This window comes from Actinomadura sp. HBU206391, from assembly GCF_014323665.1.
Taxonomy (GTDB): domain Bacteria; phylum Actinomycetota; class Actinomycetes; order Streptosporangiales; family Streptosporangiaceae; genus Actinomadura_C.
Window position 1 is genome coordinate 60,307 of the sequence record NZ_JABVEB010000002.1, and the last position, 18,328, is coordinate 78,634.

14 protein-coding genes are annotated in these 18,328 nt (G+C 70.1%); 7 read left to right on the forward strand and 7 right to left on the reverse strand.

Translation table 11 applies throughout. The features are described 5' to 3' along the window. Window positions 1–27: 27 nt before the first annotated feature. The 5 genes from HKK72_RS02445 to HKK72_RS02465 form a co-directional block, all read right to left on the reverse strand. On the reverse strand, window positions 28–1,320 hold the full coding sequence (locus tag HKK72_RS02445; RefSeq protein WP_187232551.1) for a DUF58 domain-containing protein: 1,293 nt from the start codon (window positions 1,318–1,320) through the stop codon (window positions 28–30). A 69-nt stretch (window positions 1,321–1,389) separates the two neighbouring features. Then, window positions 1,390–2,313 carry an AAA family ATPase gene (locus tag HKK72_RS02450; RefSeq protein WP_187232619.1) on the reverse strand — a complete coding sequence of 308 codons (924 nt, stop codon included), beginning with the start codon at window positions 2,311–2,313 and terminating at the stop codon, window positions 1,390–1,392. 182 nt (window positions 2,314–2,495) lie between these two features. Next, on the reverse strand, window positions 2,496–3,743 hold the full coding sequence (locus HKK72_RS02455) for a DUF4350 domain-containing protein (RefSeq protein WP_261986473.1): 1,248 nt from the start codon (window positions 3,741–3,743) through the stop codon (window positions 2,496–2,498). Between the two features lie 16 nt (window positions 3,744–3,759). Further along, entirely contained in the window at window positions 3,760–4,431 is a 672-nt protein-coding gene (locus HKK72_RS02460; protein ID WP_187232552.1) for a DUF4129 domain-containing protein, read from the reverse strand. Beyond that, window positions 4,428–5,645 (reverse strand): hypothetical protein, encoded by a 1,218-nt coding sequence (locus HKK72_RS02465; protein WP_187232553.1) that lies wholly within the window; start codon window positions 5,643–5,645, stop codon window positions 4,428–4,430. Before HKK72_RS02465 ends, HKK72_RS02460 begins: the two co-directional genes overlap by 4 nt. Before the next feature lie 494 nt (window positions 5,646–6,139). Between HKK72_RS02465 and mtrA the strand changes: the two genes are divergently transcribed. The 6 genes from mtrA (at window position 6,140) to HKK72_RS02495 (ending at window position 13,463) form a co-directional block, all read left to right on the forward strand. Then, on the forward strand, window positions 6,140–6,817 hold the full coding sequence (gene mtrA, locus HKK72_RS02470) for an MtrAB system response regulator MtrA (protein WP_187232554.1): 678 nt from the start codon (window positions 6,140–6,142) through the stop codon (window positions 6,815–6,817). Between the two features lie 31 nt (window positions 6,818–6,848). Further along, window positions 6,849–8,480 (forward strand): MtrAB system histidine kinase MtrB, encoded by a 1,632-nt coding sequence (gene mtrB, locus HKK72_RS02475; protein WP_315987030.1) that lies wholly within the window; start codon window positions 6,849–6,851, stop codon window positions 8,478–8,480. Beyond that, on the forward strand, window positions 8,477–10,300 hold the full coding sequence (locus HKK72_RS02480) for an LpqB family beta-propeller domain-containing protein (protein WP_315987031.1): 1,824 nt from the start codon (window positions 8,477–8,479) through the stop codon (window positions 10,298–10,300). The genes mtrB and HKK72_RS02480 overlap by 4 nt, the downstream gene beginning before the upstream one ends. A gap of 257 nt (window positions 10,301–10,557) precedes the next feature. Next, window positions 10,558–11,379, forward strand: a complete 822-nt coding sequence (locus tag HKK72_RS02485) for a ComF family protein (protein ID WP_187232555.1) — start codon at window positions 10,558–10,560, stop codon at window positions 11,377–11,379. 619 nt (window positions 11,380–11,998) lie between these two features. Next, window positions 11,999–12,679 carry a ribosome hibernation-promoting factor, HPF/YfiA family gene (gene hpf, locus HKK72_RS02490; RefSeq protein WP_187232556.1) on the forward strand — a complete coding sequence of 227 codons (681 nt, stop codon included), beginning with the start codon at window positions 11,999–12,001 and terminating at the stop codon, window positions 12,677–12,679. An 82-nt stretch (window positions 12,680–12,761) separates the two neighbouring features. After that, on the forward strand, window positions 12,762–13,463 hold the full coding sequence (locus tag HKK72_RS02495; protein WP_187232557.1) for a response regulator: 702 nt from the start codon (window positions 12,762–12,764) through the stop codon (window positions 13,461–13,463). Window positions 13,464–13,481: 18 nt separating this feature from the next. On the opposite strand, the gene HKK72_RS02500 is transcribed toward HKK72_RS02495, so the two are convergent. Next, window positions 13,482–14,759 (reverse strand): winged helix-turn-helix domain-containing protein, encoded by a 1,278-nt coding sequence (locus tag HKK72_RS02500; RefSeq protein ID WP_315987033.1) that lies wholly within the window; start codon window positions 14,757–14,759, stop codon window positions 13,482–13,484. A 135-nt stretch (window positions 14,760–14,894) separates the two neighbouring features. Beyond that, a complete protein-coding gene (locus tag HKK72_RS02505; protein WP_187232558.1) occupies window positions 14,895–15,224 on the reverse strand; it encodes an HGxxPAAW family protein in 330 nt (109 codons plus the stop codon). A gap of 223 nt (window positions 15,225–15,447) precedes the next feature. Here HKK72_RS02505 and secA point away from each other — a divergent pair, with 223 nt between their 5' ends. Continuing rightward, window positions 15,448–18,264 (forward strand): preprotein translocase subunit SecA, encoded by a 2,817-nt coding sequence (secA, locus tag HKK72_RS02510; protein WP_187232559.1) that lies wholly within the window; start codon window positions 15,448–15,450, stop codon window positions 18,262–18,264. The last annotated feature ends 64 nt before the right edge of the window (window positions 18,265–18,328 follow it).

An 18,328-nucleotide genomic window follows, 5' to 3' on the forward strand; every position in this document is an offset into this window, starting at 1 on the left:
TCTTCCGGCCGAGGTGATGTGCGCGGCTCAGAGCCGGCCGGCCGCCTTGAGGGCGAGATAGGCGTCGGCCAGCGCGGGGGCGAGGTCGTCCGGGGGAGCGTCCACGACCTCCACGCCGTACTTGCGGAGCTCGGCGGTGAGCCGCTGCCGCTCGGCGCGGGCCCGTTCGGCCGCCGCCGCGTCGTAGACGGCCGCCAGATCGCCGCGCGACGCCGCCATCTCGCTCACCCGGGGGTCCGAGACAGCGGCGATCATGAGCAGGTGCCGTGACGTGAGCTGCGGCAGGAGGGGAAGCAGGCCCTCCTCGATCGCGGCCGTGTTGAGTTCGGTGAGCAGCACGACGAGACAGCGCTGCCGCACCCGGGCCATCAGGGTCGAGACCATGCCGGCGGCGTCGGACTCGATGAGCTCGGGCTCCAGCGGCGCCATCGCCTGCACCATCGAGGTGAGCAGATCGGTGCGGGAGGTGCCCTCGACCCGCGCCCGCACGCGCCGGTCATAGGCCAGCAGGTCCACACGGTCGCCGGCCCGCGACGCGAGCGCGCCGAGCAGCAGGGCCGCGTCCATCGAGCAGTCCAGCCGGGGGATGTCGCCGACCCGTCCGGCGGCCGTACGGCCGGTATCGAGCACCAGGTAGATCCGCCGGTCCCGCTCCGGCCGCCACGTCCGTACGACCACGTCGGCGCGGCGCGCGGTGGCCCGCCAGTCGATCGACCGCACATCGTCGCCGTCCACGTACTCGCGCAGCGAGTCGAACTCCGTGCCCTGCCCGCGGATGAGCGCGACATGCTGCCCGGTCAGCTCGCGCAGCCGGGCCAGTTTGGCCGGCAGATGCCGGCGGGACGGGAACGCGGGCAGCACGCGCACGGTCCACGGCGCGGGCCGGGACAACTGCCGGGCGGCGAGGCCGAGCGGCCCTGTCGACCGCACCGTCACCGTGGCGGCCGAGCGGTCGCCGCGCCGTGTGGGCGTCAGCTTCATGTCGATCCGGCGCCGTTCGCCGGCGGGGATCGTCAGGTCGGCCGACCGAGGCTCGGCGGCGGCGCTCGGCGGCCAGGCGTCCCGTACCGCGGCCCGCACACGGCGCCGGCCGAGGTTCTCCAGGGTCAGCGAGACCTTGGCCGTCTCACCAAGCCGGACGTTGGCGTCGCCCGCACGGTGCAGACGCAGACTCCGTACGTTGCCCGCCATGGCCAGGTCGAAGATCACCCCGGCCAGCAGGACGCCTTCGATGGCGAGCAGCGCCCACCAGCTCGGAACGAAGATCAAGATGATCGCGGCGAGCGCGGCCAGCAGCCCGAGCCGCCCGGTCAGTGCCATGCCGCCCTCCCACCGGCGATCGCGAGGTGACGCGGCGAGTGGTGGACGGGCCTCCGTCTGTTCACGGCGTCAACGCGGGGCGGGGACGGTGGCGAGAACGCCGGCGAGCACGCCGTCGGCCGTCGCGCCCTCGAGCTCGGCCTCGGGGCGCAACTGCACCCGGTGCCGCAGCGTCGGCCGGGCGAGGGCCTTGGCGTCGTCCGGGGTCACGTAGTCGCGCCCGGACAGCCAGGCCCACGCGCGGGCGGTGGCCAGCAGCGCCGTGGCGCCACGCGGCGACACTCCCAGTTGCAGTGAGGGCGACTGCCGGGTGGCGCGGCACAGGTCCACGACATAGCCGGCGACCTTCGGGTCGACGTGGATCCGGCGTACGGCCTCGCGGCCGGCGGCGAGTTCGGTCGCGCCCGCCACCGCGTTCACCCCGGACAGGTCGCGCGGGTCGAAGCCGGAGGCGTGCCGCTGCAGGACGGCGATCTCCTCGTCGCGACCGGGCACCGGCACGGTGAGCTTCAGCAGGAACCGGTCCAGCTGGGCCTCGGGCAGTGGGTACGTGCCCTCGTACTCGATCGGGTTCTGGGTGGCGCACACCATGAAGGGGTCCGGCAGTTGCCGCGGCATGCCCTCCACCGACACCTGCCGCTCCTCCATCGACTCCAGCAGCGACGCCTGGGTCTTCGGCGGGGTGCGGTTGATCTCGTCGGCGAGCAGCAGGTTCGTGAAGACCGGCCCCTCCCGGAACTCGAACTCCGCGGTGCGGTTGTCGTAGACGAGCGAACCCGTCACGTCCCCCGGCATCAGGTCGGGGGTGAACTGCACGCGCTTGAAGTCGAGCGACAGCGTCTGCGCCAGGGTGCGCACCAGCAGCGTCTTCGCGACGCCCGGCACGCCTTCCAGCAGGACATGGCCCCGGCACAGCAAGGCGATCACGAGACCCGTGACCACGGCGTCCTGGCCCACGACGGCCTTGGCCACCTCGCCGCGCAGCGCGGTCAGCGACTTGCGGGCCGCGACCTCCTCTTCGCCGGCGACCGCCGGAGACGGGCCAGCGGGCGCGGAGGCGGCAGAGTCCGCGGCCGCGGATCCCGCGGAGGAGGATCCTGCGGGCGTGTGGTCCGCGTGCGCCGGATCGTCGGCTTCTTTGCCGAAGTTCACGGGCGCCGGCGGATATTCGGTACTCAAGACTGGCGAACCTGCCTTTCCAGGTCATCAAGGAAGTCGGTCAGCCGGACCAACTCGGCGTCGTCCGCTGGTGCAGGACCGTACAGCGCGATGCCTATGGCCGTCGCGTCCCACGGAGCCCGGCTCACCAGAGCGGCCACCACCTCTTGGGCGAAGGCCGGGTCCTGCGCGCTGCTGCGCGGCAGGCCGAGCATGGGCACGAGCCGTTCGCGCGCTCCGGCCCGGAGGGCGTCGGCGGCCCGGTCCCTGGCGTGCTGGGCGCGATAGAGCCGGGAGCGGCCCTCCACCGTCTCGGCGGAGCGTACGACCACGGGCAGCGGCTCGGCGACGACGGGGCCGAGCCGGCGCGACCGCCACAGCGCGGTGATCACCACGGCGATGAGCAGCTGCAGGACGGCCAGCTTCACGCCGGCCGGCAGCAGCTCCGTGAACGTCTTCTCCCCGTCGCCGCCGACCGGCGGCAGATTCGGGATGAGCCACACCACCGAGGGCCGCTCCGCGACGAGGTTCATCCCGAGGGCGGCGTTGCCGTCGTCGGCGAGATGCTGATTCGTCAGCGGGGAGCCGGAGCCGAGCACCGTGACCGTACGGCCGTTCACGGGCAGCCGGACCAGCCGCGGGAGTCCCTCGGCGGTATAGCACTTCACTGCGGAGGCCGGCGCCTCGTAGGTGTGCGAACCCTGGAACCCGACCTCACCCGCCATCGCCGCGGCCGAGAGGTCACAGCGGGGGGTGGCGCGATCTTCGCTACTCTGCGTGGCGAGGCGCACCCCGGGCGCCAGCCGATCGAGGGCGAGCTGGCGCGGTTCGACCAGCAGCAGGTCGCCGGGTGCGCGGCTCAGCGTGTCGAGGTCGGCCTGCGTCAGCCGCTCGGACCGTACGACGACCAGGGTCGCGTTCGAGTCGGATCCCATCCGGGCGGCCGCCGACGACGCGTCGCGGGTCACGTTCACCCCGACGCCCCGGTCGCCGAGGATCTGGGCGAGCGCCCGTGTGCCGCCCTGGCTCGGTGACTCCGGGTCGAGGTACTGGGGCTGAACGGTGGGCCGCAGCGCCGCGAGGATCACCACCAGTGTCAGGAGGGCCAGCGCCGTGAGCAGCACGTAGCGCGAGGCGCGCCAGCGGCGCCTCGCGACCTCGGCCGCGCTCGCCGGCTCTCCGGCGGCGGGCGCGTCGGCCCTCTCGCCGGCGGCCGCGTCGGCCGCCGGCGCGCTCACCGTGGTGTCGGCGTTCATGGCGTTCATGACCTGATGCACCCGCTCACTGGGGGCTCCGGAAGTTCGCGTCCGCGAGTTCGCCCGCCTCGAGGGGACGGGGTGTGGCCGCCTGCGTGAGTTCGTCGAGCACGGCCAAGTGTTCGTACCCCTCCCGGGTGCCCGGCCGGTCGCCGTACCAGACATCGTCGAAGACCCGGACACCGGCGTGGAAGGCCTCGGCGATGTCGGGCAGCGCCTGTGCGGCCTCCGTCGCGAGCTCGTCGGCCGTCCGTCCGGGCCGGGGATCGAGGATGACGCGTTCCTCGAGGTCACGGGCGACGGCACGGAGCCGTTCGCGGATGGCCTCGGCCCATTGGCCGGCCGCCGCGAGGCGCATTGCGTCGGCCCGGTGGTCGCGCGCGCTCGAGTGCTCCGCCCCCAGCAGGGCGTCGGCTCGATCGGACTTGACGTTCCTGCGTCCCCGCATCACCCAGAACACGATCCCCACGATGACCAAGAAGATCACGCAGAAGACGATGACGGCGGTCCAGCCGCCACCGCTGCCGCCTCGGCTCGAATCGAAGATCTTGTTGAAGATCTCCTGGAACCACTCACTGATCCGCTGGATCAGCCGCTCGACCAGGGACGGCTGGTCGCGGTGGTAGGCCGGGTCCTCCAGCTCGCGGCGGGCCAGCTCACGCGCCTCATCACGTCCGATCGGCTCCCCAAGGATCATGAGCCGTTCCATCCTGAGCCGGGGGAGGGGACCTGATGCGCCGGTGCGGCGGCGGCCGGATGCGCCGGCACGGCGGCGGGCGGGGCCGGCGGCCGAGAGCGGCCGGCGCGGCCCGGCGAGGGCACGAGCGGGCTGGTCCGCCACAGCTCGAGGAAGTCCTCGGGCGGAGGCTCGTCACTCGGACGGGTCTGGAGTTCCAGGTCGAGCCCCTCACGCCGCATGCGCTGGTCGATGTAGAAGAGTGCGATGACGCCCGCGTCGAACGGACTCATCAGGGTCCAGGCGATGATCCGGCCCAGTGTGTCGACCGCCAGCGACAGCACGAGCGCGACCCCGCTCGGATCCGTTCCGAACGCGGCGAACTGCACGACGGTGAAGGGGACCCGCAGCGCGAGGAAGCCCATGAAGACCGTGATGAGCGCCGTGACGAACAGGGTGCCGAAGGTTCGCCACCATTTGCGTTGTACGAGCTGGTGAGCCCGCCGCATCGAATCGATCACACCGCGCCGCTCCATCACCACGGCGGGGGCGGCCAGGACGAACAGGACGTACAGCCACAGGGTCGCCACGATGGCGGCCGGGAAGCCGACGATCCCCGCCAGCACGCCCGCCACGGCCGGACCGTCGGTGGCCGCGAGCAGCACGAACGGTACGAGGGGCAGCGTCATGGCCAGCAGGGAGATCGCCATGATGATCAGAGACACGCCGAGCAGCCGTGGCAGTTGCGGCCGGGTATGGCTCCACGCCTCGCGCAGCGAGGTCGACATGCCGAACAGCGTGCGGCCCATGACCGGGCCGAGCAGCCCGGCGAGCACGAGCACGCCCAACGCGGACAGCAGCAGCCCCACCGCGCCCACGGTAAGCTGGGTGCCGAGCGTCCGCATCACCGGCACGGGGGTCAGTTCGTCGCCGCCGTCGCCGCCGATGAAGAAGTACGTCGCGATCGTGACCAGCACCTGGATGACGCAGGCGACCGCGAGCGAGACCGCGAGCACCGGGCGGGCGTTGCGGCGGATGCTGGTGATGGCGCCGTCGAGGAGTTCTGAGGTTCCGAGCGGTCGCAGCGGGATGTCGCCGCCGAGCAGTTCCGAGGAGTCGATGAGCGCCCGCCGGGCCGCCGAGGGGCGCCCGGCGGAGGCGGGGGAGGGCGGCGCGGGAGGACCCGAGGGTAGGCCGGAGCCCGGTGTGGTCCAGGGCTGTGGGTCGTCCGTCATGACTGCTCCCCGCGCGATGACTGCCTCAGGTCATCCTGTCACGGCGTGAGTCCCGGGAATCCTCAAGCCCGGCCCGTCCCGTACCGCGTCAGCCGAAGCTGGTCTTGTGGCGAATCCACGAGATTCCCATGCGATCTTCCCGGCTTTGAATGGGAACCGTATGATGTGAGTAAAGTAACATCGAGCTTACCGGTCACGGACGGAACCGACCGGCTTCGCCGGATGGTTCCGCCGGTTCCGGGCGCGCGGGGGCGCGTGTCGCCTCGCCGACGGCGCAGGTTCGGGTGAGCGGGTTCGGATGAGCAGGGGCGGCAAGTTCCGGTGAACCGCAGGGCAACCAGAGGTGTCGTTCAGGAGTCATACTTACAATCCGACGTTCGGCGGGGCCACGTCCCGGGTTGCGCCATGCGCGGCCGGGTCATGTGCAGGGCAAACGCGGGTAACCTATCTCGCCAGGGCGCTTGTGCCCGTGACTACGTGTAACGATGAGGGTCATGAGAGGACGTGTACTGGTCGTCGACGACGACCTTGCGCTCGCGGAGATGCTCGGCATTGTGCTGAGGGGCGAGGGCTTCGAGCCGTCATTCGTCCACGATGGCGACAAGGCACTGGAGGCGTTCCGGGAGGCCCGGCCCGACCTGGTGCTTCTCGACCTCATGCTGCCGGGCGCCGACGGCATCGACGTGTGTCGCCAGATCCGCGCCGAGTCCGGGATCCCGATCGTGATGCTCACCGCCAAGAGCGACACGGTCGACGTGGTCCTCGGACTGGAGTCCGGCGCCGACGACTACATCGTCAAGCCGTTCAAGCCCAAGGAACTCGTGGCCCGCGTCCGCGCGAGGCTCCGTCGCACCGACGAGCCGGCCCCCGAGACGCTGCAGATCGGCGACATCGCGATCGACGTCGCGGGTCACTCGGTGAAGCGCGCCGACCGGAGCATCCCGCTGACCCCCCTGGAGTTCGACCTGCTGGTGGCGCTGGCCCGCAAGCCGCGTCAGGTGTTCACCCGCGAGGTGCTGCTCGAACAGGTCTGGGGCTACCGCCACGCGGCCGACACCCGGCTCGTCAACGTCCACGTGCAGCGACTGCGCGCCAAGATCGAAAAGGACCCGGAGCACCCGGAGATCGTCGTGACCGTACGCGGGGTCGGCTACAAGGCCGGGCCCGCATGACCTGACGCCCGATACCCCCCGTGAAGGCCCCGTGAAGGCGTGGAAGAGGTTCGTCCGCCGTTGCCTCATCCGGCTGCGCCGGGTCGTCCGCGGCGGGTTGCGGCGGTCGTACGCACGGTGGCGGCGCTCCATCCAGATCCGGGTGGTCGCGACGACGCTGCTGATCTCGGCGATCGTGGTCGCCGTTCTCGGCGTCTTCCTCATGCAGCAGATCACCAAGGCGCTGCTCGACGCCAAGGGCAAGGCGGCGATGCTGCAGCTCGACGATGGCCTGAGCGTGGTGCAGCAGCAACTGGTCTCCGTGAGCCCGGCCGCGGCCGACAGCCGCGAGAAGCTCGAGGACGTCGCCAACAACCTCAAGTCGCGCAGCGGGCCGTCCGGGCTCTACGAGGTCTACATCCGGGACACCGGCGACAGGTTCTCGGACGGGTTCACCACGAACGAACTCCGCCAGCAGAGCGTCCCCGACCGGCTGCGCCGCGAGGTGGCGCAGGGCCGGGCCGGCACCCCCGAGCGCACGTACGGTGAACTGACCTATATCGGTCACGCCCCGGTGCCCGGTCTCATCGTGGGCAGCAACGTGGGGCGGTTCGAGCTCTACTACCTGTTCCCGCTGACCCAGGAGCAGCAGACGCTCACCTTCGTGCAGCGCACGCTGATCGGGGTGTGCGCGGCGCTCGTCCTGCTGCTCGCCGCGGTGGCGGCCGTGGTCACCCGGCAGGTGGTGATCCCCGTACGGCTGGCGGCGCAGGCGTCCGTACGGCTCGCGGCCGGGCGGCTCGAAGAGCGCATGAAGGTGCGCGGCGAGGACGACCTCGCGCGGCTGGCCACCTCGTTCAACGACATGGCCGCGAACCTCCAGGAGAAGATCGTCCAACTGGAGGAGCTGTCGCAGGTGCAGCGGCAGTTCGTGTCCGACGTCTCGCACGAGCTGCGGACCCCGCTGACCACCATCCGGATCGCCGCGGACCTGTTGTACGAGCATCGCGACCAGTTCGACCCGGCGGTCGGCCGGTCGGCCGAGCTGCTGCAGAACCAGCTGGAGCGGTTCGAGTCCCTGCTCGCCGACCTGCTCGAGATCAGCCGGTACGACGCGGGCGCGGCCACGCTCGACGCCGAGTCGGTGGACGTCCGAGACCTGGTGCTGCGGGCGGTCGGTGACACCGAGGGGCTCGCCGAGCGCAAGGGCAGCAAACTCGTCCTGCAACTGCCGGGCGAGCCCTGCATGGCCGAGGTGGACTGGCGCCGGGTCGAGCGGATCATGCGCAATCTGCTGGTCAACGCCGTCGAGCACGGTGAGGGCAGGGACATCGTGGTGATCGTCGTCGCCGACCGCGACGCCGTCGCGGTGGGCGTTCGCGACCACGGGGTCGGGCTGAAGCCGGGCGAGGCGCAGATGGTCTTCGACCGGTTCTGGCGCGCAGACCCCGCCCGGGCCCGTACGACCGGCGGCACCGGGCTCGGTCTGGCGATCTCGCGTGAGGACGCCCGGCTGCACGGCGGCTGGCTGCAGGCCTGGGGCGAGCCCGGCGCCGGTTCGCAGTTCCGGCTCTCACTGCCCCGGGTGGCCGGCGCGGAACTGCGCGGCTCCCCGCTCCCCCTGGTTCCGCCAGGGGACGAGCTGTCCCCCACGCCCTTCGCACACTTGGAGATGGGCGAGTGATCTGCACAAGAATGCGTCGGTGCGCCAGGGTGTCGGCCCTGCTGTCGGTCGTCGGTCTGCTCGCCTCGTGTGCGGGCGTGCCCACCGGCGGGCGGGTGTCGACCGGGCGGTCGGCCGCGCGGGCCGAGCCGTTCGACGACCCCTACGTACGGCTCGTGCCAGTGCGCCCGGGCCGCGACTGGCAGCCCTCCGAGATCGTCAACGGATTCCTGTCGGCGTCCGCCAGCTTCGACGACAGGCACGGGATCGCCCGCGAGTACCTCCTCCCCGACGCCCAGTGGCGGCCCGACCCGTGGCCGAGCGTCACGGTCTACGAGAGCGGCAGCCTGGAGGTCATGCTGTTCCGTACCGAGGACAGGCAGGCCAGGGTGCAGGTGACCGGGAGCCAGCTCGGCATCATCCGCCCCGACGGCCAGTACGAGGCCGAGCCGAGGGCGGTCAACGAGACCTTCCACCTCGCGAGGAACGCGCAGAACCAGTGGCGCATCTCCCAGCTGCCGGACTCGCTCGCCAGCGGTCTGCTGCTCAGCCGCCGCGACGTCGAGCGGGCCTTCCGGACGATGAACCTGTACTTCTTCGCGCCCGACGACCGGGTGCTCGTGCCCAACGCGATCTTCCTGCCGCTCGTGAACCGGCAGGATCTGCCGAGCCAGCTCGTGCACGCCCTGCTGAGCGGGCCGACCGTCTGGCTGCGCGACGCGGTCCACAACTCGTTCCCGCCGGGCACCAAGCTGCTCGGCGACGGCGTGCAGATCACCGAGGGCGTCGCGACGGTGAACCTCAGCCGTGAGGCCGACCGGGGCAACGTCGCGGGCATGTCGGCACAGCTGATGTGGACCCTGCGGCAGCTCGCCGAGGTCAAGCTCATGAAGCTCCAGATAGACGGCGAGACGAGGTCTCCCGGCGACGACGTCGGTCCCACCCAGTCGCCGGGGGACTGGCAGGTCAACAACCCCGACGGCGTGACGGGTAGCGCCGCGCAGCAGGCCTATCTGCAGAGCGCCGGCGGCCGCCTGGACCAGTTGTACGCCGACGGCAAGAGCCAGGTCGGCACCCTGGAGAACGGCCCGCTGCTCGACCCCTCGATCTCACTCGACCGCCGCGTCGTCGCCGGCCTGAACCAGGAACGTGACGAGGTCCTGACCGGCGACCTGGTCACGGGCGGCGGGCCGACGCGACTGCGCACGGCGCTGTCGGCGAGCCACCGCGGCGGCACCTTCACCACGCCGTCCTGGGACCGCAACGGCACGATGTGGACGGTCGAGTCCACCAGGGACAGATCCTGGCTGTGGATCAAGACCAGCGGCAAACCGGCCGTACGCGTAGCGGACGCCTACTGGGGGCTGAGCGCTTACCGGGTGCGAGAGCTGCGCATCGCTCTGGACGGCGTACGCGCCGCCGCGATCGTCGTGGACAGCGGCCGCCATGCGCAGATCCGGATCGGCCGCATCGTGCGAAACGGCGCCGTGATCACCGCCGGGGAGTTCCTGCCGATCAGCTCGGAGCTCGTCGACGTCGCCCACCTCGCCTGGCAGGACGCCGACGAACTCGCCGTACTCGGCCGGCTCCAGCGCATCACGGCCCAGATGCTGCCGTACTGGGTACCGGTCAGCGGCGGAAAGATAGGCGGGATCGGCTTCGGCGCCCAGGGCGAGATCGGTTCCATCAGCGCGGCGCCCAACTCCCCGGTGCTCGTGAGCGCGAAGGTCCCCGGCAAGGACTCGAAGAAGGACCAGGTGTGCCGGCTGAGCGATCAACAGGACCGGCTCAGCGAATGGGACTGCTTCGTGGAGGGCTACAACCCCTTCTACCCCGGCTGAGCTCTGTTCATTGCGCTCGCTCCGCTCGCGCGGCTCGGGGCGCTTTGGCGGCGGCGTCTTCCCTCGTCGCTCCGGTCGCTCGTACCTCGCTCCCTGCGCTCCTCAGTCCAGACGCCGCCGCGCCCCTCGCAGAGCAGGCTCGTTGGTGGCTTCGCTCCAGGGGGCCTCAGGAGCGACAACTGCATGATCACGCGGGGGGTTTTCCACATTCCTTCGGGTGGGGCGCCGAGGGGTGGTGAGCGTGACAGGGTCGCCGGGTGGGGTTACTTGGTGAGCTGCTGGAGCTGGTGCTGCCGCAGTGCTGTGCCGGATGCGAGGCGGCGCGCGGGCTGCTGTGCCCGGAGTGCTCCGGCCGGCTGGGCGGGGCGGCGTGGCCGGCTCGGCCGGTGCCGGCGCCCGTAGGGCTTCCGCGGCCATGGGCCGTCGCCGCCTACGAGAGCGCCGTGCGAGCGGTGATCCTCGCGTACAAGGAGTCAGGCCGCACTGGGCTGGCTCGTCCCCTCGGGTCGGCGCTCGCGCGCAGTGCCTTCGCGGCGATCACGGGCGGCGCGGGCGGCGGGGTGACGGGTGGTGCGGTGGCGGGCGGCGGGGTTACCGGCGGCTCGGGCGTGGGGGCGGGCGTTGGGGTGGCGGGTGACTTGGCGGGTGGGCTCGGGGGAGTGGGCGGCCGGGTGAGGAGGAGAGAGCCGGTGTGGCTGGTGCCGGTGCCCTCCGCTCGGGCGGCGACGCGGCGGCGGGGGCATGACCCGATTCGCGGGATCACCGCTGTGGCGGTGGAGGGCCTGCGCCTGAGCGGCGTGCCCGCGCGTCCGCTGAGCGTGCTGAGGCAGGTCAGGCCGGTGGCCGATCAGTCCGCGCTGACGGCGGTCGAGCGCGCGGAGAACCTCTCCGGCGCCTTGGCGGTCGCGCGGCCCGGGGTCGTGGAGGGCCGGCGGGTGATCGTGGTGGACGACGTTCTCACCACCGGGGCGACGCTCGCCGAGGCGGCGCGCTCGTTGCGGGCGGCCGGCGCGACGGTCGCGGGCGCCGCGGTCGTGGCCGCCACGCCGCGGCGGGCGGGAAACGCCCGTCCATGGTGAGTTTTTTCACTAGGCGGAGATTATCGGGCACATAATCACGCTGCGTGATGATGATCGTCATGACCTTCCCCTACACACGGGGAATGATCATCGAAATTGGTTACATGGAGTCATCTTCCCGGGCTTGACATCGGAAACTTGCCATGTGGCCACACGATCGTGGCCAGTGGGGAGACGTACACCGTATGCTCTGCCACATAAGGGTTTCACCGCATGTGAACGGCTCCGCCGCCTCGCAACGGGAAGGATGGGTCACAGTCCGTGAGTATTTCCTCCGGCCACCCCCCTGACATTCGAGACGCGAGCGGTTAGCGTTCCTGACATGGCACCCGCCCGGGTCCGTGGTTGCGTCAGGCCGAACCAGGTCCGACTAGCCGATGCCAGCCGCAGGCGAAACGGCCCACGTAAGGCGACTTCTCGTCGACCGATCACGGTGCGGCTTAGAAGTAAGTCCTGCCTCCTCGGGGGATCAGATATCCCCCAGCCGGAGAGAAGGACAGTAGTGGCGAGAGCGCCGCGAGATCCTCAGCAGGCGGATGTGGGGACGAAGACCAGGTCGGCCGGGCGGGTGCCCCCGCACATCGGGAGCCCGTAGTTTCCGAGAGAAGGTGGGTGTTGCGTGGACATCATCGTCAAGGGCCGTCGCACGGACGTGAACGACCGGTTCCGTCAGCACGTCGGCACCAAGTTGGCCAAGATCGAAAAGCTGGACCAAAAAGTCATCCGGGTGGATGTGGAGGTGTCTCGCGAACCCAATCCGCGGCAGGCCGACCGACGCGAGCGCGTCGAGTTGACGATCCAGTCGCGCGGCCCCGTCATCCGGGCCGAGGCGGCTGCCGAGGACAGGTACGGGGCACTCGATCTCGCCCTCGACAAACTGGAGTCCCGGCTGCGCCGCACCAGCGATCGGCGCAAGGTGCACCACGGCCAGCGGGCCACCGCGAAGCTGGCGACGATGGAGCCGCTCGCGGAGACCGGCGCCGAGATCGCGGAACCCGTTCCGCAGGCGCGGCGCGAGCCCGCCGGCACAGCGTTGGCCGACGAGGTCGACAGCGACTATGAGACTCCGCCGGACCTCGACGGTCACCTCGTCCCCATTCCGATGGACGGGGACGGGCCGGTCGTCCTGCGGGAGAAGTTCCACAAGGCCGAACCGATGACCATCGAGCAGGCTCTACTAGAGATGGAGCTTGTCGGACACGACTTCTTTCTGTTCCGTGACAAGGAGACCAGCCATTCGAGCGTGGTCTACCGCAGGCGTGGATGGGACTACGGAGTCATCCGCCTTGTCGAAGAGTGATACGGCGCATGCGTCATGTCACTACTCCGGCCATGTCATGATCTAGAAAGTCCGGCATGGGCCACTCGGCAAGGGAGGACGAGTGAGCGAGAACCCCGAGACTCGCGGCGCGGTGGCCACCGACCCGATTCGCGTGCTGATCGTGGACGATCACGCCTTGTTCCGCCGCGGTCTCGAGATGGTGCTCGCGGGGGAAGACGGCATCGAGGTGGTCGGTGAGGGTAGCGACGGGCTTGAGGCCGTCGAGATGGCCGGCGACCTGCTACCGGACATCGTCCTCATGGACATACGGATGCCCCGCCGCAGCGGTATTGAGGCATGTACAGCGATCAAGGACGCGGTCCCCAGCGCCAAGATAGTCATGTTGACGATCAGCGACGAGGAGGAGGACCTCTTCGAGGCGATCAAGGCCGGTGCCACGGGATACCTGCTCAAGGAGATCTCGATCGATGAGGTCCCGCAGGCGGTACGCGCCGTGCACGGTGGGCAGTCGTTGATCAGCCCGTCCATGGCGTCGAAGCTCATCACCGAGTTCGCGTCGCTGGCCAAGCGGAGCGAGGAACGCCAGCAGCAGGTCCCCGCCCCGAAGCTCACCGATCGTGAGATGGAGGTGCTCCGCCTCGTGGCCCGCGGTCTCGGCAACCGTGAGATCGCCAAGGAGCTGTTCATCTCCGAGAACACGGTGAAGAACCACATCCGCAACATCCTGGAGAAGCTGCAGCTGCACTCCCGGATGGAGGCCGTCGTCTACGCCGTGCGGGAGAAGCTGCTCGAGATCACCTGACGAGGGCGGGCCGGCGGGTCAGCGTGTGCCCTTCAGGGTGCGGTGCATCGCCCGGCGTGTCGGCTCGGCGAGCGCGGGCGGATCGACGATCTCGATCCGTACGTCCTCGCAGCCGACCCAGCCGGCCGCCTCCCACAGTGCCGTGTGCAGCGCCGCCAGCGCGGCCTCGGCCCGGGCGGGCGTGCGCGTGGCCCGGGGCTCGAACGAGACCCGGCGGGCCACGAGCGTGCCGTCCTCCCGGGCCGGGTCGACACGGCCGATCAGGTCGCCGCCGGCCAGCAGCGGCATGGTGAAGTAGCCGTGCACGCGCTTGTCCTTCGGAACATAGGCCTCGAGCCGATGGTCGAAGCCGAACACCCGCGACGTGCGCTTGCGGTCCCAGATCAGCGAGTCGAAGGGCGAGAGCAGCGTCGTACGGTGCCGGCCGCGCACCGGCGAGGCGAGCGCGGCCGGGTCGGCCCACGCCTGCACACGCGCCCCGTCCGGGCGCCATCCGGTGACGCGCACCGGGACGAGGCCCGTGGCGCCGTCGGCGAGGAGGCCGTCCAGCACGGTGGCCTGCTCGCGGCGCAGCCGCAGGAACTCGACCAGATCGGCGCGGGTCGCGACGCCGAGCGCGCGCCCGGCCACCCCCGCGAGGTGCGTCACGCAGGTGGCGTCATCGGGCTCCTGGCCCGCCAGCCCGGCGGGCAGTGCCCGCTCGGCCAGGTCGTAGACCCGCCGCCAGCCGACCCGCTGCACGCACACGACCTCGCCGATGTCCAGCAGCCACTCGACCGCGATCTTGGTGTCGGACCAGTCCCACCATTCCCCGCCGCCGCGCGCGCCGCCCAGCTGGGTGGCGGTCAGCGGACCCTCGCCCTTCAGCCGCGCGAGGACCTCGGCGGGGGCGTGCTCGGGGACCTTGTGCCAGCGGTACTCGCGCTCGCGGAAGGCCCGCCGACGGAACGAGTAGTAGGGCCAGTCCCGCACCGGCAGCAGGCAGGCGGCGTGACACCAGTACTCGAAGGTGGTCGCGCCGCCCTTGCGCGGGCCCCAGTAGGACCCTTCGACCCGGGCGCGGCCGACCGGGCCGAGCCGGGCGTACGGCACCAGTTCGTGAGAGCGGGCGAGCACCGAGATCGTGTCGAGTTGCACGGCGCCGAGCCGTGCCAGCATGCCGGGCACGCCGCCCCGGCGGCCCTCGGCGCCGACCAGTCCCTGGGCTCGGAGCTGGGCACGCCGGGCGTCGTCGGCTGAAATCTCGACGGTGTTTTCACGCGAGGGGCCGGTGTTCTCATGCGAGGGGATTGCCACGCCGCCGATCGTATGCGGCGACACCGACAAACCGGTTACGTCAGTGTCGATCGATCGTCCCGGCCCGCCGGACGGCCGGTGGGCCGGGACGACACGCCGGGTGTGAGAGCAGGTCGTGCGCCTTCGGAGCGCCCGTCACCCGTGGGGGAACTCTTCTGGTTCGCGCCTCGTGGGCTTGTCGGTCGTCTCGCCGTACGGTCCGCCACGCCGCTGTTCGCCCGGACCGCCGATCGCCGAATAGTCCACGATCTCCGGAACCACCCGCGTCTCGTCCAGGACCACGTCGGCGAAGACATCGGCGGCGAGTGCCATGAGTCCACCGACCACCGTCACCGCCACGCCGACCCAGAAGATCGGCCAGGACGGGCCCATGGTCAGTCCGGCGCCGCCGATGGTGAACCCCAGGATGATGACGCCCACCGCGATCCATGAACTCGGACGTCCGCCGTGTGAACCTCGGGCCATCACTGCTCCTTGAACGTTGAGGGAGCCCCTGAGGACAAGTGATATGGGCTCTTTGGGAGACCTTCCGCTGGAGCTTGAACTGAAACACAAGCGAAACAGATCAGTATGGATTGCATCGGAGGGTGGCCTCCAGCATCCTGAGATTCGCCTACGATGGCAGCGTACGGGTGGTGTGTGCGCGGCCGGTCCGCGGTGACCCACGATCTGCGAGGAGCCTCCGAGAGTGCCACAAGTCATCGACAAGATCCTTCGCGCGGGCGAGGGCAAGATCCTGCGTAAGCTCAAGCGGATCGCCGCCCAGGTGAACTCGATCGAAGAAGACTTTCTCGAGATGAGCGACGCCGAACTGCGCGAGCTCACCGACAAGTACAAGGAGCGCCTCGCCGACGGCGAGTCCCTTGATGACCTGCTTCCCGAGGCCTTCGCGACCGCTCGCGAAGCGGCCAAGCGCACCCTCGGCCAGCGGCACTTCGACGTGCAGGTCATGGGTGGCGCAGCGCTGCACATGGGCAACATCGCGGAGATGAAGACCGGTGAGGGCAAGACCCTCACCTGTGTGCTCCCCGCGTACCTCAACGCGTTGTCCGGCAAGGGCGTGCACGTCGTCACGGTCAACGACTACCTCGCCAAGCGCGACGCCGAATGGATGGGCCGCGTCCACCAGTTCCTCGGTCTCGAGGTGGGCGTGATCCTGGGGCAGATGACGCCCGACGAGCGCCGCAAGGCCTACAACGCCGACATCACGTACGGCACCAACAACGAGTTCGGCTTCGACTACCTGCGCGACAACATGGCGTGGAGCCTCGACGAGTGCGTGCAGCGCGGCCACAACTTCGCGGTCGTCGACGAGGTCGACTCGATCCTCATCGACGAGGCCCGTACCCCGCTGATCATCTCCGGCCCGGCCGAGCAGAACACGCGCTGGTACGGCGAGTTCGCCAAGATCGTGCCCCGGCTGCGCCGCGGTGAGGCGGCCAAGGACGGCGTCGAGGCGACCGGCGACTACGAGGTCGACGAGAAGAAGCGCACCGTCGGCATCCTCGAGTCCGGGGTCGAGAAGGTCGAGGACTGGCTCGGCATCGACAACCTCTACGACTCGGTCAACACGCCGCTCGTGAGCTTCCTGAACAACGCGCTCAAGGCCAAGGAGCTCTACAAGAAGGACAAGGACTACGTCGTCATGAACGGCGAGGTCCTGATCGTCGACGAGTTCACCGGGCGCATCCTGCACGGCCGTCGCTACAACGAGGGCATGCACCAGTCGATCGAGGCCAAAGAGGGCGTCACGATCAAGGACGAGAACCAGACCCTCGCCACGATCACTCTGCAGAACTACTTCCGGCTGTACGACAGGCTCAGCGGCATGACCGGTACGGCCCAGACCGAGGCCGCCGAGTTCAACAAGATCTACAAGCTCGGTGTGATCCCGATCCCGACGAACCGGCCGATGGTCCGTGAGGACGTCGCCGACGTCGTCTACAAGACCGAGCAGGCCAAGTTCGAGGCCGTGGTCGACGACATCGCCGAGCGGTACGACAAGGGCCAGCCGGTGCTGGTGGGCACCACCTCCGTCGAGAAGTCGGAGAAGCTGTCCAAGATGCTGAAGCGGCGCGGCATCAAGCACGAGGTCCTCAACGCCAAGCAGCACGAGCGAGAGAGCGCGATCATCGCCGAGGCCGGCCGGAAGGCCGCCGTCACGGTCGCGACCAACATGGCCGGGCGAGGCACCGACATCATGCTCGGCGGCAACCCCGACTTCCGGGCCGACCTCGAACTGCACCAGCGCGGGCTGTCGCCGCTCGAGACGGCGGAGGAGTACGAGGCCGCCTGGACCGAGGCGCTCGAGAAGGCCAAGGAGGCCGTCAAGGGCGAGCACGAGGAGGTCACCGAGGCCGGTGGGCTCTACGTGCTCGGCACCGAGCGGCACGAGTCGCGGCGCATCGACAACCAGCTTCGCGGCCGGTCCGGCCGTCAGGGCGACCCCGGTGAGTCCAGGTTCTACCTCTCCCTCGAGGACGACCTGATGCGGCTGTTCAACTCCGCCCGGGTCGAAGCGATCATGACCCGGCTGAACATCCCGGACGACGTGCCGATCGAGTCCAAGATCGTGTCCAACGCGATTCGGTCCGCCCAGCACCAGGTCGAGCAGCAGAACTTCGAGATCCGCAAGAACGTCCTCAAGTACGACGAGGTCCTCAACCGGCAGCGCAAGGTCATCTACGAGGAGCGCCGCCGGGTGCTCGAGGGCGCCGACCTCGAGGACCAGATCCGCTCGATGATCGACGAGGTCGTCGAGGGCTATGTCGCGGGCGCCACCGCCGACGGCTTCGCCGAGGAATGGGATCTCGACCGGCTCTGGAAGGCGTTCAAGCAGCTCTATCCGATCTCGATCACCGTCGACGAGCTGGTCGAGGAGGTCGGCGGCGAGCTGTCCTCGCTCGACGCCGAGACGATCGCCGAGCGGGTGCAGAAGGACGCGCAGGCCGCCTACGACAAGCGCGAGGAGGATCTCGGCGCCGAGATCGTGCGCAAGGTCGAGCGCCAGGTCGTGCTGACGGTCCTCGACCAGAAATGGCGCGAGCACCTCTACGAGATGGACTACCTCCAGGAGGGCATCGCTCTGCGCGCCTACGCGCAGCGCGACCCGCTGGTGGAGTACCAGCGCGAGGGCTACGACATGTTCGCCGCCATGATGGACGCCATCAAGGAGGAGTCCGTCGGCCACCTCTACCGCATCGAGGTCGAGGTCGAGGAGCAGCCGGCCGCGCCCACGGTGGGCGCGGCGCCGTCCCTCGTCAAGGACTCCGCCGACGGCGACGTCAAGGACTCCGCCGAGGAGCCCGAGATCCGCGCCAAGGGCCTCGAGGAGCCGAAGCGGCCGACGAAGCTGCAGTACTCCGCGCCCAGCGAGGGCGGCGGCGTCGAGCAGCACACCGAGGCCGGCCCGGACAAGTTCACCGACGTGTCGCGCAACGACCCGTGCCCCTGCGGCTCGGGCAAGAAGTACAAGCGCTGCCACGGCGACCCGCGCAACGCCTGAACCGTAACCGCACCCCGCCATGATCACGTGAATCATGGCGGGGTGCGGTGTTCGACCGGCCGTC